We start from the raw sequence: 15550 nt of genomic DNA, 5'->3' as shown, positions 1-15550 counted from the left end.
TAGGCTCGTTGCGGCATTGCAACACGTACCCCAAGGGCATGTGTACAAAGATTGGCGCGCAATGCGACTCGACCCCTGATAATTCATCGAATGGGCCTTAAAACTTCTCGCGCGATCGCGCCTCGAACGCGCCAGTGCGAAGCAACACGCGCCGCTGTTTCCGTCTCTTGACCTGCTCTTCCAGGCGCGCCGGTCGAAGACACCCGGCGCGCACCATTGCAGTCAGCTGTTGGCATCGCGCGCGGTCATGAACCTGCGCATGGCAACCTCGCTCCAGGGAGCGAGCCGTTGCCGGGCTGCGAGATGGCTGTCGTAGATGCGCTTGCTGAGCGGGTCCTTTTCCGCGAACTCCAAAAGCACCGCCGCTGCGGTCGTGCGCAAGGCGTCAAGAACGTCGTCCGGATAGGGCTTGACGATCACACCATCCTCTTCCTGAAGCAGTTTCAGGCTGCCTGCATTTTCCCAATCGCTTTCAGCCAGGGCGCGCCCGTTCTCTGCACGGCAGGCTTCCAGAACGATCGCGCGAAGTTCCTCCGGCAACCCCTCAAGCGCAACCTGGTTGAACAGGGCCTCACCGGTCCCGTTCGGTTCATGAAAGCCAGGCGAGTAGTAGTTCTTGGCAACCTTGTGGAACCCCATCGCCCGATCGGACCAGGGTCCGAGAAACTCTGTCGCGTCAAGCACGCCGGACTGAAGCGCCTGGAACAATTCGGCCGGCGGCAAGCCGACCGGTGTAGCGCCAAGCCGCCGCATGACCTCGCCTCCCAGGCCCGGCATACGGATCTTCAGGCCTGTCAGGTCATCAAGGCCGTTAATGTCCTTCTTGTACCAGCCTCCCATCTGAACCCCGGTATTGCCTGCCATGACAGGTTTGACACCGAACGGCAGGTAGAGCTCGTCCCACAGCGCCTGTCCACCACCGCGCTCGATCCAGGTGATGTGCTCATGCGGCAGCAGCCCGAACGGGATCGCCGTGAAAAAGACCGAGGCAGGGATCTTGCCTTGCCAGAAGAAGGAGGCGGTATGTGCCATCTGCGCCGTGCCGGCCGCGACCGCGTCAAAGACCTCGAGCGCAGGGACCAGTTCACCGGCCGCATAAAGGCGGATTCGAAAGTGCCCTGCGGACATTTTTTCAACCTGGTCGGCGATCCTTTGGGCCGTAACGCCGGGACCTGGCAGGTTTTTCGGCCAGGACGTCACCAGTTTCCACTCGATCGTGGCCTTGTCCTGGGCCAGCGCAGGCGCTGCCAGCAAGGTCCCTCCGGCGGCAGCCGAGGTTCCCAGCAACGCACGGCGGCTTAGCTTCGTGTCGTTTCCGTCGGACATCTTTAAGTGCTCCAGAGTTTGTAGAAGTGGTGAACCGGTCCGTGGCCACCGCCTATATCGAGCTGGTCGGCGGCTGCAATCGCACCGTGGACATACTGCTTGGCGTCGCGTGTTGCCGTCTGAAGATCGGAACCTTTGGCAAGAGCTGCCGCGATTGCCGACGACAATGTACAGCCTGTGCCGTGCGTGTTTTCCGTTTGCAGGCGCCTTTCACGCAGCCAGAAAGTGTTCCGGTCCTTATCGACAAAGAGATCCGCGCTGTCGTCCCCGTCGCTGTGACCGCCTTTCAAGAGCACCGATCGCGCGCCGAGGCGCAGCAGTTCCTCGCCTTGCGTGAGCATGTCAGCTTCGTTTCGCGCGACGGACATTCCCAGCATATGCGCCGCCTCATGGAGGTTCGGCGTGATAATGTCGGCAAGGGGCATGAGCCTGGACAGGAGGCTGGAGACCGCGCCATCGGCCAGCAATGGATCACCGGACGCGGCCACCATGACGGGGTCAAGCACGACGGGTCCAGTCGCATGCGCCTCCAGACCTTCTGCAACGGCCTCAATGATAACGGAGCTGGAGAGCATCCCGATCTTGGTCGCAGTCACCTTCAAGTCGCTATAGACCGCATCCATCTGGGCGCGCACGAAATCGGGTGGCACATCGTGAATGGCGCTCACACCAAGCGTATTCTGCGCGGTCAACGCGGTCAGCACGCTCGCCCCGAAGACACCGTTTGCGGAAAAGGTCTTGAGGTCTGCCTGAATACCGGCACCACCGCCTGAGTCCGACCCTGCAATGGTCACCGCAATTGCGGTCATGGGATCCTCCTGATTGGTTCTGACTGGAGAGGAGATGGTCAGGCGGTTTTCAGCCTGATCTCGATATCGCGCGAAGTCATTCCGTAAAGGGCATCCAAAAGTTCCGGCACAAGACTTCCGGGGCCATTCGCCTGCTCCGCCGCCATTTCGCCGGCAATATTGAACACTGACAGCCCACACGCCGCCGCCAGCGCCATGTCGGTTTCCACGCTGGCAAAGGCTGACAGCACTGCACCGCCGGCGCAGCCGGTCGCGGTGACCCGTGCCAAAAGCGGATGGCCGTTTTGCAATCGGAAATCCTCACCGGAGCTCTCGACCTTGTCTTCGACGCCCGTCACGGCAAGCACGGTGCCAGAGGCAATCAGCGCGTCGACATCCGAACGGTTCGGAAAGAGCGCTTCAAGTTCCGCTTCGTTCAAACGGACCAGATCGGGCTTGAGGCCCATGAGGCCGCGCGCATAATCGCGCCTGATCTCAGAACGATTGACAAAGACCGGATCGATACTGACCGGCCGACCCGCGGCCTTAGCGGCCTCGATGGCAACGGGAATGGCTTCGCGCCGCGCTTCATCCAGTGTTCCCAGATTGATCAGCAGGGCGTCGGAGCTTGACGCGAAGCCGGCAATCTCCTCGCGCGAAATCGTCATGGAAGGGACGGCGCCGATAGCCAAAAGCACGTTTGCCGTGAAGGTCTGTGCCACCGCATTTGTTATGGCGTGGACACGGGGCGCTGATTTTCGAACCCGTTGAAGCAAGTCGAAAACAGTGTCTGCCGAAAGGGCCTGTGTGGACGCGGCAACGGTGAGGCTCATGCATCTCCTCCGAGAAACGGGCGTTTCAAATCGAAGGGATGAAAAGAAGGAGATCGGCCGACTGCCATCAAAATCTTCATCTCAAATCCCTCCGCCGGTATCAACCGGATCAGGTTCAAGGAGTTGGCCATTCGCCTCTCAGCCCGGTCGAAGATTGCCGGGCACCCCCATGAGATGCCTGCACTGCTAACAAGCCCGCTTCGCGAATGCAAGCCCTGAGCGAAACCACACCAGGTTTCGGCAATTGACTGAAGCCGTGAGATGCGCGATGTCCTTGGTCATTCCTTGAAGAGCAAAACGCCGGAGTGACGTATGGTTCCGTTTTTCGTGATGATCAAATGCCAGCTGGGCAAGACCTACCAGGTTGCCAATGCCATCGCCGACGCGGAAATCGCTTCAGAAGTCTATTCCACCAGCGGCGACTACGATCTTCTGGTAAAGTTCTACGTCGACGACGGTGCCGATATAGGTCACTTCGTCAACGAAAAGGTTCATCCGATCGGCGGAATTCAGGACACCAAAACGATTATTACATTCAAAGCCTTTTAGAGCTCCGCACCGCCGCACGACTGGAGGTCAACCATGCGATTTTTATCACTGGCGGCATGTGCCGTTAGCTTAGGCGTTTTGACGACTGCAGCATCCACCGGTGTGAATGCGCAAGGCATGCCACCTGAGCAGATCAAGCAGATTCTCGACGTGACAAAGGCAAACTGGGTGGCGTTCCGTGACTGGCAGGGACAGCAGCTGATCTACTTCACGCACCTGGAATCCTGGAAATGCGGAATCGACTATGTCTTTTACGGCCTGAACGGCGGACCGCTGGACCAGATGTGGGAGTTGGACGAATGTGATCCCGACAAGCCCAACGCGGTGCTGAAGGAAAAACCCTATATCGAGCTCCCGGCCGGATCGACCCAGTCCATCAGCGTTCAGCTGGTCTACCCTGACGGCACCAAGAGCCCGGTCGAGACGTTCGAGTACAAGCCGTAGAAGATCATCGGGAGCTTCGCTGTCGCTTGATGCGAACTGGCGGTTTCATCCTTCTTGCTCATTTGGCCTGGCTCGCGTTTTTCGAGTTTAGTGCGACTGGGCGCGAACGGAACGCCTCGTGACCCGGTTAAGCGCAGTGAAGAGCTGGGGGCTGCGCGTAGTACAGCATGTTGAAGAGAGAGATTGACCGGCAACAGGCCCTGCTCATTCCCTTCCGCTCTTGAAACGAGCAGGCCCCGAGCCTTCCTTCGGTCGCCCGAGGTGATGTCCTCGTACGCGCGATTGCCGTTATCCAAACGCATGCATACAAACCAGATCCGCTTGCCGAGTGGATGCTGAGCGGAGAACGAACAGGTTAGTGCAGTCTTCTTCGCACCTCCACGGCCATGAACCCGGGTCTCTGGCAAACAACAGGAAGTTCCTGGATCCGAGATAGCGGTTCGAGAAGTCCAGTCAGCAATTTTGCGCAACATGCAAGTTACGCACCCTTAGCGCACGATCACGCTGACAGTCTTATGTGTCCATGCCATAGAGCCTGCCCTCCTGCTCATCGAGCATTCTGGCGACTTCTTCGGGCGACATCGCTTCACGCTCGGCAATGGAGACTTCAAAGCCCTTGAGGCGCTTGTAGATAGACAAAAGCTCGATGATCGTCGACCACGAGTTCACCAGGTACTGGAACGAATTCGAAACCTGACCGAACGCCGTGAGGATCTGCTGCACGATGCCGTAGGTAATCGCACCGGCAACGATCGTGGGGACAAGGATGAAATAGGTGAACAGGTTATCCGCCTGAATGTAAAAACCTCGTGCCAGATTGAAATAGAGATAATGGAAATAAAGACGGAAATAGTTCTTCCGCACATTGCCGAACAGCTCTTTCAGCGTTGGCGGAGTTGCCCGATGTTCATGATCCTCGCCGTAGACGAGTTCCTTGCGGTACGCCGCCTCCACGCGCTGATTGTGGAACTCCAGACCGGGCAGCCGTATCCCCACAACGGCCAGTAGTAACGTGCCGAAAAGTGACCAGAGGATTGCGGCCGTGAAGAGCGGCGCGGGTATTTCTCCGACGATCGGCAAGGCGGTGACGTGAACGGACAAGGCAAAGAGCACCGGCAAGAAGGCGATGAGCGTCATCACGGCGTCGATCATCGAAACCCCGAGGCCTTCCATAATCGACGCAAAGCGCATCGTGTCTTCCTGAATACGCTGGGAGGCGCCTTCGATGTGACGCACGTTCTTCCACTTGGCGACGTAGTAGTCGTTCATCGCGGTGCGCCAGCGGAAGATATAGTGACTGACGAAAAACCTGTTTGCGACAAAGAGGGCCATCGAAAGACCCGCAATTTGCGCGAAAATGAACATCAGCGAATAAAAGTCGGCAGCGACAACGCCCTTGTCGCCCTCAAGCGCGTTTTGCAGCGTGTCACCGAAGGGCCGGCGCCAGTTGTTGATGGCAACGGAGACCTGAACGGAAAAGTAAGTGACGAAAATGATCAGGGACGAACCCCAAACCGACCAGATGTGCCATTTGTGATCCCTGGAGAAGTACCACCAGAAGCCACCGAAGGCCGCCGTAAACAGGGCGTAATAGGTGTAAAACCAGAGAAACTGGGGCGTAACAAAGAACCTCAGGTCAATAGGTGGAGGACCTTCAGGCGTTTTTCCAAATCCAAGCGTTTCGCCGAGGTCATTTGCAAACCCGTACCAAATGAGAACTGCGATCAGAGCCCAGATGGCGGCGGAGGAAAAGAACAGCTTTGGTGCTGGAAAGAAAGACCTGAACAAGGTTTGGAGCCTGCTGTCTGGTTGGAATGGATTACGCGTATGTGTCTGATACGCCAATTTGGGGCAACAAGATGCCGATTAAAACGATAAATTCAAACAAACCACAGACACGAAACTGAGAGCCCCGCCCGCAAGGCCAAACCAAATCTCGTGAATTTCAGCAAATTCTACTGTTACATCAACCGTTTTACAGCGGTCTTACCAGCGAATGCGAAGCTCAATTGGAAAAGGCGCCGGTTTGGGCGCCTTTTCGTTTCTTCTGGATCTCTTGCTACTTCGCCGCTTCAATCGCTTCCCAGACCCTGAGCGGTGTTGCCGGCATGTCGATGAGTTCGCTCACACCAGCACCATCCTTCAAAGCATTCTGGACGGCGTTCATGACCGCTGCGCAGCCGCCGATCGTTCCGGCCTCGCCTGCACCCTTGATGCCCATGGCATTGGTCGTGGACGGCACGTTGCGCGTCTCGAAATGGATGTCGGGAAGATCAGCTGCCCTCAGCAGGCGGTAGTCGAGGAGTGAAGCGGTCAGAAGCTGGCCGTCCTCGTCATAGATAGTTTGCTCACAAACCGCCTGGCTGACGGCGTTTGCGGCACCGCCAATCACCTGCCCTTCCAGAAGCAGCGGGTTCACCGTAACCCCGAAGTCGTCAACAATGACGTAGTTCAGGATTGCTATGTCTCCCGTGTCCGGATCGACTTCGAGTTCGCAGATATGCGTTCCGTTCGGATAGGTGGCTTCGTTCTGCCGCACCTCTTCGCGGGCAGATAGTGTTTCCCCGGCTCCGGCGACGATCTCGGCAAGCGTCACCTGCTGATCCGTTCCGACCACACGAACGACCCCGCTTTCCAGTTCGAGGTCTTCGATGCCTGCCTCCAGGCGGTCTGCAGCCAGCTCCTTGACTTTCTTGACAAGCGTATCGCTGGCGTCGCGGACCGAGGGCAGACCCAGCGGGATGGAACGGGATCCGCCGGTACCGCCGCCATTTTCGACGCGGTCGGTGTCCCCCTGAACCACGGCGACATCCTCGATCGTTACACCGAACTTCTCGGCAACCACCTGGCTGTAGGAGGTCGCATGTCCCTGCCCGTTCGTCTGGGTACCGATCAAAAGCGTCAGATTGCCGTCTTGGTTAAGTTCAAGCGTGGCTTCCTCACCGCCGGGAAACGCGCACGCCTCGATGTAGCAGCAGAGGCCAATCCCCCGGAACTTGCCGGCCCCGGCACTCTCCGCCTGGCGGTTCTTGAACCCTGCCCAATCTGCAACTTCAAGGGCCTTGTCCAGATGTCCGACATATTCACCGGTGTCGTACATACGGCCGGTTTGCGTGGTGTAAGGCAATTGGTCGGATCTGATGAAATTTCGCTTTCGAATCTCGACGGGTCCGAGTCCCGTTTCCTCTCCTGCCTTGTCCATCAGCCTTTCAATGAGATAGGCGGCTTCGGGACGCCCTGCGCCGCGAAAAGCATCCGTTGGAACGGTGTGCATATAGACACCGTCGGTTTTCGCGAACACGGCGGGAATGTCATAAAGTCCAGACGACATCGCCGTTCCCACCCAGGGAATGAATGGCGCGAACTGGCTGAGGTAAGCGCCCATCGCCGCCTTCACGTCCACTTTGAGGCCGAGGATCCGGTGATCCTTGTCGAGCGCCAGCTCCGCACGGCTGAGATTGTCCCGCCCGTGCGCGTCGGTGATGAAATGCTCCATCCGTTCGCCGCTCCAGCGAACAGGCTTTCCGATCCGCTCCGCAGCGATCATCAGCAGCGGATATTCCCTGTAGCAGAACGCTTTCGTGCCGAAACCGCCGCCGACTTCCGGCGTGATCACCTGCACCTGTTCCTTCTCCAAACCGAGAACCTTGCAGATCACGTCCCGCATGCCATGTCCGCCCTGGGTTCCCAGGGTCAGCTTGAAACGACCGGTTTCCGCGTTTAGTTCCGCGACGCAACCACGCAGTTCCATGTAGTTGGCGACAATCCGGTTGTTGACGATATCAATTGAAACGGTTTTTTCGGCGTCCGAGAAAGCCCTTTCGGTCTTGACCTCATTGCCATGGCCAAACGTAAAGGCAATGTTGGAGCCGTGTTCCGGCCAGACCTTGACTGCGTCAGGGGCAAGCGCCTCTTCAATGCCGACCACAACGTCGAGCGGCTCATAGTCCACCTCAACCATTTCCGCAGCGTTTCGGGCCGTGTTGAGATCGTCTGCCACAACAAATGCAATCGCATCACCGACAAAACGAACTTCGTCCTCACACAACAGCTGATGCGGCGGCTGCCAGAAATCCGACCCGTCGATCTGCTTCAGCCGCGCCATCATCGGCAGGACCTTGCCCGAAACGTCGGCGCCGGTCAGAACAAGACGGACACCGTCCATTGCCCGAATGTCGTCGGCGTTTTCGACGCGGATCTTGGCATGCGCCATGGCCGAGCGCACGACATAGCCATGCAGGCAGCCGTCCGGTTGGTAGTCAGCGGTATAAATGCCCTCGCCGACAATGAGCGGTTCGTCTTCTTTCCGGCGCAAAGGCGCGCCGACACCGAATTTCGGAGTGACCATCTGGTTCATATATCTGGACCTGTGTTTGGGAGGACTTCCCTGGAAATCAGAAAACCTAAGACCTTGGGTCCGATCTTGGATAGGGCCCAATCGCTACCCTGACCAGTGGGGCTGTTGCCATCGATGCCACCGGACAGACGCGCTGCTTAAGCGAAATATAGCTGGTTCCCTAGATAAGGCAAACATCGCGGCAGCAGCTTTCATTCGCAGCGAAAACCGCATAGCCTACGGTCCCGACACCAATATCAAGTCTGAACGAATTCCCCCAAGCACCGGTTTGCCAGCGTGTGCCCCGTGTTCGTTCGCCCCAGGAAACACATGGATAAGCCCCCCAAAGAGCAGGCGCGCAACGATGCGTCCCATGCGACAGGAACGCATTCCGCAAATTTCGTCGAGCGCAAGATAACCGCCATGACGGCCAACTTGCCGTCCAACACCATCGGTGCCCTCTGGGTCTTGCTGGCAGCATTCGGCTTTTCCATCATGGTCACGCTTATCAAGTTTGTCGGGCAGGATCTGAGTGTCTTTCAGATACTCGTGGTTCGCCAGGCTGTGATGCTGGTCATCGTCGCCCCGACAATCTTCCGCGGCCTTCCCAGCTCGCTGGCGACAAAACGCCCCGAACTGCAGCTCGCACGCGTGCTCCTTGCATCAACAGCCATGCTGTGCGGCTTCACGGCGTTCATACATTTGCCCCTGGCAGATGCGACCGCCATCAGCTTCTCCAGAACCTTCTTCATCACGATTTTTGCCATTTGGTTGTTGGGCGAAACGGTCGGCGTCCATCGCTGGGGCGCGACCATCATCGGATTTCTGGGTGTCCTTCTCATGCTGCGTCCCGACGCGGAGGGTTTTATCGACCTTTATGCCCTGCTCGCGATTGCCGGCGCGGCAGGGGCCGGCATGGTCATGATCGTCGTACGCATTTTGACCAGAACCGACCCGCCGGTGACAATCCTGACCTATCAGGCTCTGGGTGTCGGGCTGATCATGCTGATACCGGCTATCCTGACATGGCAGGCACCGACCTTGCATCAATGGGGTCTTCTGATCCTGGTCGGGATTGTTTCCTGGGCGGCCCAGCTTGCAAACATCAAGGGGTTCAAGGCAGGAGAGGCAACGGCTATCGCATCGCTCGACTACACCAGGTTGCTCTATGCGACAGTGTTCGGCGCCCTTATCTTCAGCCATTGGCCGAGGGCTGAAACGCTGGCAGGTGCCGCAATCATCATCGCGGCCTCGATCTACACGGTCCGCCGCGAAGCCAAGCGAGGACGTGAGCTGGCGCGCGCCGCGGAAGGGCGCAGCGACTCACACTGAGGCAACGCTTCGAAACGATTGCGCCGCTCGCCGCGTGACACACATCGGTGTCACCCCGGCCAAACGCGAGCGCCGCGCCGGGGCCCACTCTCACTCCCTGCTTGTCGAAGGGATTGAGCCAGCTGGCTCATACTGCCCGCAAACCGGCAGCCTCTGGAAACGAGTAGGCCCCGGATCTCCGCTGCGCTCCGTCCGGGGTGACATTCAAGTTCCGCATCGCCTAATTCTTGCGCCTCCCCGGCCCTGAGCCGGAGCCAGCCGCAACACCGCGTTCGTCCCAGATCACATCCTGGATGGCACACAATATGCCGCACACATCAGTGTCACCCCGGCCAAGCGCGAGCGCCGCGCCGGGGCCCACTCACTTTCCTGCTTGTCGAAGGGATCGAGCCAGCTGGCTCATACTGCCCGCAAACCGGCAGTCTCTGGAAACGAGTAGGCCCCGGATCTCCACGTCGCTCCGTCCGGGGTGACATTCAAATTCCGCATCGCCTGATTCTTGCGCCGCCCCGGCCCTGAGCCAGGGTCCGCTTGACGATGTCCCCCGGTTCATATCCTGGATGGCAACGAAACGGGTTTTTTCATGCGTTCTCGGTCTGGGCCTGCGACCGCTTCTGAGCCTCTTCCTCGACCAGTTCCTTTTTGGAAAGCTTACCGACCATGGTCTTGGGAAGTTCATTTCGAAACTCGAATTCACGAGGCATTTCAATAGGTGACAGATGTTCTTTGAGAAACAACTTCATCTCTTCGCCAGAAAGGGAATATCCCTCCTTGAGCTTAATGAAGGCTTTGGGTGACTGCCCGCGGTATTCGTCCGGAATAGCGATCACGATTGTCTCGTCGACAGCTTCGTTCTGGTAGATTGCTTCTTCGACGACGCGTGGATAGACATTGAAACCGGAACAAAGGATCAGGTCCTTGATCCGGTCCACCAGATAGATGAACCCATCTGCGTCCCGATAGCCGACGTCGCCCGTGTGCAGGTAGCCGTCTTCGGTGATTGTATCGGCGGTCGCATCGTCGCGTTTCCAGTAGCCTTTCATGATCTGCGGACCATGCAGCATCAGCTCGCCCTTCTCACCTTCTGCGACTTCCGTTTCCTTGTCTTCAATGCTCACGAAGCGCGCCGTGGTTCCCGGCACAAGGCGGCCGATGGACCCGGCGCGCCGGTTTTCATCGAGCGGATTGACAGCAGCAACCGGCGACGATTCCGTCAGTCCGTATCCCTCAACGAGAATGCAGCCCGTCAGCTTCTCGAAACTTTCCTTGACCTCGACCGGAAGTGGCGCCCCGCCTGAAATGCACAGCGTGATGCTCGACAAGTCGTAGTCCTTGGTCAGAGGCGAGTTGTTTATAGCCGTGTAGATCGTCGGAACGCCCGGGAACAGGGTCACTTGCTTGCGTTTTATCGTGTCCAGCAGCGTCTTCAGCTCAAAACGCGGTTGCAGCACCATCTCGGCGCCCAGAATGATCGACAGGTTTTGCCCAACCGTCATGGCGAAGACATGAAAGAACGGCAGCACGCAGAGCATCTTTTCTTCGCCGAGACGCGCCTTTTCGAAAACGCAGCGCATCTGCTCGATATTGGCTGACAGGTTCTTGTGGGTCAGCATCGCCCCTTTGGGCACGCCAGTCGTGCCGCCGGTGTATTGCAGGACGGCAATGTCGTTTTCCACGTCGATCTCAGCCGGTTTCGGTTGCGCACCGTTGACCTGCAAGTCATCGAACCAGACATGTGCGTCATCACGCGGAATTGTGGCCAGTTCTTTGCGTTTGAAGAGGCTGAACAGGATCTTTTTCACCGTCGGCAGGCAAAAGGTCATCGGGCAGACGATGATCTTGTCCAGGATTTTCTCTTTCCGGACGTCTTCGACCTTGTCGTAGATCACCTTGAGATCCATCGTCACCATGATGCGCACATCCGCATCGCGTGCCTGGAACGCAATTTCACGCTCTACATAGAGCGGATTGAAATTGGCGACGGTGCCGCCTGCCTTCAAAATCGCAAAATAGAAGATCGTATAATAAGGCGTGTTCGGCAGGCATAATCCGACATTCACGCCCGGCCCAACGCCCATCGCCTGAAGCCCGGCGGCGGTGCTGTCCACGAGCTCGCCCAGCTCTGCATATGTCCAGACCTTGCCCATGAAATCGGCGGCAGGCCTGTCACCGAATTGCGCAACGGTTGCCTCAAGATACTTGTGTACCGGACGGGGCTCAAAGGCCGCGTTCCACTCCTCCGCAGTCGTCATAACGTTCTCCAACGCGTTCTTTTCGCATCAAGCCGCCAGCCGTCTTCCAATGAAGCCTGCCATGCGGCGCGCCTTTCAGCCGAACTCCTCGCTGCCGGCGTAAGGCGCAATGAATGCGTCACCTCTCTGGGTCCTTTTGACATGACGCAACCTTCCGTTCACGTCAACTCGCTACGTAACGACACCCTTTCGTTTTTTTTGTGATCGGGATCCATCATTTGTAGATAAGTCCACAGGCATCGATCGCAATACCAACGGAGATTCAAAAACTTATCAAAAAACGTGACAGGTTTTACCAGCTTACCGTTTCGGCCAGGTCCAGCGGGGGGGATCAACGCCGTCGACAACCGTTTCTCCGAGTTCCTTGCGCAATTCATAGCGAACGCACCCAGCCTCGCAAGCAAGCGTTTCAACGAGTTCAGCCGCATGAGAGACAACAACAACCTGGGTCTTTTCGGCTGCGGTGGCGACAAGCCTGGCAAGCGGTTGGAGAAGCGCCGGATGAAGGCTGGTTTCCGGTTCGTTGAGGACCACAAGGGGAGCCGGACGCGGCGACAGCAAGGCTGCGGTCAACAACAGATAGCGCAAGGTTCCATCCGACAATTCGCTCGTGCGAAGCGGCCGAAGCAGGCCTTTCTGCTTCATAAGGAGTTCAAAATACCCGTCATTGACGGTGACTTCAATGGAAGCGCCCGGAAAGGCATCATCGATCGCCTCGGCAAGCGCAATCTCGTCGCCGATCTCCAGGATCGTCTGCAACGCCGCAGCCAGATCGCCGCCATCGGCACTCAGGACCGGGGTCCTGGTCCCGATTTTCGGAAATCGGGCGGGCGCGTTCCGGTCGGTTCTGAGGTGATCGTAAAATCGCCAGGCGCGCATCCGCTCTCGCATCACCAGCAACTCAAGTCCGTCCTTCGGATCAGCCGCGTGCGTCATCATGCTGTCGAAGCGAGCGAGGTTCTGGTAGACAGGCACCCGCTGTCCCTGATTGTTCAATACCCGCGCGGTTGGTCCGTTCCGGCCGGCAATCTCGTTCGAGCGCGACAGGGCCTCCCCCGCCCACAACGCTTCTGCCTTGATTTCCGGATCCATCGAGAACAACGACCGTCCGGCATCGGCTGGCAGGCCAAGGTCAATCGCGTAGCCGTAGTCTTCATCCGCAAAGCCCAGTTTCAGACTGATGACGTTCTTGCGCACCGTGCCCTGAACGGGCACTTCACCCCGCTTCATGCCACGCGAAAACGCTTCGGGTCCCGCCCAGAGCGTCGATTGCAGTCCACCCTCGGCGGCCAGCGAAGCAATCGCCTGCCCTTGCGCGACTTCCGCCAACAATCGGATCGACCTGTAAAGACTGGATTTGCCGCTGCCATTTGCGCCGGTCACCAGCGTGATGCGGTCAAGCGGCATGACGATGTCGCGCAGGGAGCGGTATCCGGAAACGGCAAGGGTCAGGATCATGGGTTCAAAGACCGGATTAAACTGTTGGTCAACTTTGGCGCGATAGGTTGCAAAGAGCACACCACGCTCGGAGTTGGAAGTGTATCAAGCCAATGAAGAAGCTGAAGACGGTCATGCGCTCAGGCTCGCAATCCTTGTTATTGTTTTGACTGCGGTCGGATTCTCGCTATGGCTCCACACCGATACAGCGATCAAATACTGGCTTCTAAATAGGTATGGCGCAACCTCACAGGCAATAGTGGTCGCGGTCCATAGACCCAACAGCCCTGAGGACTTGTTTCAGCGCGCGCGCTCAGCGACCCGAAACCAGAAAAACGCACTCAAAAACCGGGAAACCTGGCTTTTCGGCGACGCAGTCGCCCTGTCGTTCAGGGACGAGTATGGCACTGTGCACCGCGTCGGTTTCTTGTTGCCGAGAAGCCTGGATGGAACACCCATATCCGAAACCTTCACGATTGCCTATCTTCCACAAAGACCAGGAATTGCCTATCCGCTTGAGCATCTTGAGGATCTGAATTTTGATGCGCGCGTCGCGTTTTGGTCGGTCGTCATTGGAGTATTTGCACTGATTTTGTTGTTCGGCGCCATTCGCAGATGGCGTGAGTTTCGCTCGAAAGCGCGCTTCTATTGAACTGCTAGGGTCAGAACCCGAGCTGCATAGCGTTCGGTGAAGCCCGTGGACTTCGAGGTCGGTTCCGTGCTTGTTTTGACCAATCCTTTTTCCGGTGATCAGTCCATGTTTAACCCGAAGGAAGCGGCCGAAGACAGTCATGCACTCAATCTTGCGATCCTGTTTTTCGCGGGATTTGCATGCCTCGTGGCTGTCTACTTCCATTACGACAGCGGGCTCAAGTACTGGTTGCTTCGATATTTCGGCGAAGAGACGCCGGCAACGGTCCTGAGTGTTCAGGAAGCCAACGGCGAAAAACTGACCCTTCAACAAGCGCTGCACAAGTCCCCGCGCGAAACGTTGAAGAACAGCACCCACTACTTCACCCACGGAACGATCTTCGTCGAGATTATCACTCCCTCGAACACCTTTCAGGTGTTGTCTTTCCGGGTTCCCGAAGAATGGCTCGCAGACCTCGAAAACGACCGGCTATCCGTCACCTTTCTCACCTCCAATCCGAAGATTGCCCATCCGACTGACCTGCTTGGCAACTTTTCGTTCGATGGACGTTTACTTGTGTGGTCACTCATCGGCACCCTGGTCATTTTGTTCCTTGCAGTCAGATCCGCGCGCAAATGGTCGAATTTCCGCAACGGCTTACGCCGCTATTGAGTGTGGTCGGATCTTGTCGAGGGCCTTTTTTTAAGAATACGGAGACGCGCATAGGGTTGGCTTTCTTTTGCCACGGCGCTTGGACGGAAAGCCCGTTTCTGAAACTTTCACGATTGCGTACTTGCCGCCAAAACTTGGAATTGCCTATCCGCTAAAGCATCAGGAGGACCTGCGTCTCGAGGCCAGGATCACGTTCTGGTCAGCGATCATAGCGTTCCTCTCGATAGTCTGGCTGTTCTCGGTCGCCAATGGCTGGCACAGATACAGAAATGAAATGAAATCTTACTGACACAAGTCAGAAGCACTCAAACTTGGATCTTGCGAATCACACACCCAGAAATACAATCACAGGACACTTAATCAGGATTAAGCAACCTATATGGAAACTGTACAGCCTAAGAGCCGAGACCCTAAAGAAACAGTTGAAGACGGCTATGCGCTAAATCTTGCGATCCTGTTTATCGTCGGTTGTGCAACGGTGTTTTCAATATATCTTTATCACAATAATGGAGCGAAATACTGGTTGCTGAACGCGTTCGGCAAGGTCTCCTCAGGAACCGTTTTGACCGCGACCCAAGCTGCCTACGAGGCAAATGATCCTGACAATTACGAAAAGAACGTAGACTTGTGGACCAGCGCCTACGTCATGGTTGTCAGATTTACGCCGGAGGGTGGCACACCGCAAATCCTCAGCTTCAAAAAGCCTCAAGACATTATGGGCGGTCAAATCGGCAGCGAGATGGAAATTTCCTATTTCCCCCTGAATCCCAAGATTGGCCATCCGGCAAAGTATGTTCCGAATTTGAGGCTGGACGGCTACGTCCTGCTCGGGTCAATCTTCGCCGGATTGATTGCGATTTTGCTCAGCGTACGGGGCGTGCGCAGGTGGGCCCGATTCCGAAAGAAAATGCGCCGATATTAAAGTCGATTGGTTTCATTCGATTTGGCAG

General features: G+C 57.1%; 13 protein-coding genes and 1 riboswitch. Of the genes, 6 read left to right on the top strand and 7 right to left on the bottom strand.

Annotation, left to right across the window (positions count from 1 at the left end; all coding sequences use genetic code 11):
- Window positions 1–222: 222 nt before the first annotated feature.
- From RBB47_RS01375 to RBB47_RS01365, 3 genes are read right to left on the bottom strand one after another with little or no spacing between them, the layout of a single operon-like run.
- On the bottom strand, window positions 223–1326 hold the full coding sequence (locus tag RBB47_RS01375; protein ID WP_305983922.1) for a TRAP transporter substrate-binding protein: 1104 nt from the start codon (window positions 1324–1326) through the stop codon (window positions 223–225).
- A 2-nt stretch (window positions 1327–1328) separates the two neighbouring features.
- Window positions 1329–2135, bottom strand: a complete 807-nt coding sequence (gene thiD, locus RBB47_RS01370) for a bifunctional hydroxymethylpyrimidine kinase/phosphomethylpyrimidine kinase (protein WP_305983921.1) — start codon at window positions 2133–2135, stop codon at window positions 1329–1331.
- A 38-nt stretch (window positions 2136–2173) separates the two neighbouring features.
- Window positions 2174–2947 (bottom strand): hydroxyethylthiazole kinase, encoded by a 774-nt coding sequence (locus RBB47_RS01365; protein WP_305983920.1) that lies wholly within the window; start codon window positions 2945–2947, stop codon window positions 2174–2176.
- Between the two features lie 68 nt (window positions 2948–3015).
- Window positions 3016–3126: riboswitch (TPP riboswitch) on the bottom strand.
- 133 nt (window positions 3127–3259) lie between these two features.
- On the opposite strand from RBB47_RS01365, the gene RBB47_RS01360 reads away from it, so the two are divergent.
- Together RBB47_RS01360 and RBB47_RS01355 are read left to right on the top strand one after the other, a co-directional pair.
- A complete protein-coding gene (locus RBB47_RS01360; RefSeq protein ID WP_299474182.1) occupies window positions 3260–3496 on the top strand; it encodes an Lrp/AsnC ligand binding domain-containing protein in 237 nt (78 codons plus the stop codon).
- Window positions 3497–3529: 33 nt separating this feature from the next.
- Window positions 3530–3940 carry a hypothetical protein gene (locus RBB47_RS01355; RefSeq protein WP_305983919.1) on the top strand — a complete coding sequence of 137 codons (411 nt, stop codon included), beginning with the start codon at window positions 3530–3532 and terminating at the stop codon, window positions 3938–3940.
- 513 nt (window positions 3941–4453) lie between these two features.
- Here RBB47_RS01355 and sbmA read toward each other — a convergent pair.
- Together sbmA and RBB47_RS01345 are read right to left on the bottom strand one after the other, a co-directional pair.
- On the bottom strand, window positions 4454–5728 hold the full coding sequence (sbmA, locus tag RBB47_RS01350) for a peptide antibiotic transporter SbmA (RefSeq protein ID WP_305983918.1): 1275 nt from the start codon (window positions 5726–5728) through the stop codon (window positions 4454–4456).
- 271 nt (window positions 5729–5999) lie between these two features.
- On the bottom strand, window positions 6000–8297 hold the full coding sequence (locus RBB47_RS01345; RefSeq protein WP_305983917.1) for a xanthine dehydrogenase family protein molybdopterin-binding subunit: 2298 nt from the start codon (window positions 8295–8297) through the stop codon (window positions 6000–6002).
- Between the two features lie 309 nt (window positions 8298–8606).
- Between RBB47_RS01345 and RBB47_RS01340 the strand changes: the two genes are divergently transcribed.
- The gene (locus RBB47_RS01340) at window positions 8607–9608 is read left to right on the top strand and encodes a DMT family transporter (protein WP_305983916.1); all 1002 of its coding nucleotides are present in this window, start codon (window positions 8607–8609) and stop codon (window positions 9606–9608) included.
- Between the two features lie 581 nt (window positions 9609–10189).
- Here RBB47_RS01340 and RBB47_RS01335 read toward each other — a convergent pair.
- A complete protein-coding gene (locus tag RBB47_RS01335; protein WP_305983915.1) occupies window positions 10190–11860 on the bottom strand; it encodes a long-chain fatty acid--CoA ligase in 1671 nt (556 codons plus the stop codon).
- 300 nt (window positions 11861–12160) lie between these two features.
- Entirely contained in the window at window positions 12161–13318 is a 1158-nt protein-coding gene (locus RBB47_RS01330) for an AAA family ATPase (RefSeq protein ID WP_305984197.1), read from the bottom strand.
- A 79-nt stretch (window positions 13319–13397) separates the two neighbouring features.
- Between RBB47_RS01330 and RBB47_RS01325 the strand changes: the two genes are divergently transcribed.
- The 3 genes from RBB47_RS01325 (at window position 13398) to RBB47_RS01315 (ending at window position 15522) form a co-directional block, all read left to right on the top strand.
- Window positions 13398–13949: a hypothetical protein gene (locus RBB47_RS01325; protein WP_305983914.1), complete on the top strand. Its 552-nt coding sequence runs from the start codon at window positions 13398–13400 to the stop codon at window positions 13947–13949.
- Between the two features lie 45 nt (window positions 13950–13994).
- Window positions 13995–14600 (top strand): hypothetical protein, encoded by a 606-nt coding sequence (locus RBB47_RS01320; protein ID WP_305983913.1) that lies wholly within the window; start codon window positions 13995–13997, stop codon window positions 14598–14600.
- Window positions 14601–14979: 379 nt separating this feature from the next.
- Entirely contained in the window at window positions 14980–15522 is a 543-nt protein-coding gene (locus tag RBB47_RS01315; RefSeq protein WP_305983912.1) for a hypothetical protein, read from the top strand.
- The last annotated feature ends 28 nt before the right edge of the window (window positions 15523–15550 follow it).

The organism is Roseibium sp. MMSF_3544 (assembly GCF_030732845.1).
Classification (GTDB): Bacteria; Pseudomonadota; Alphaproteobacteria; order Rhizobiales; family Stappiaceae; genus Roseibium.
This window is presented reverse-complemented; position numbering and strand designations above follow the sequence as displayed.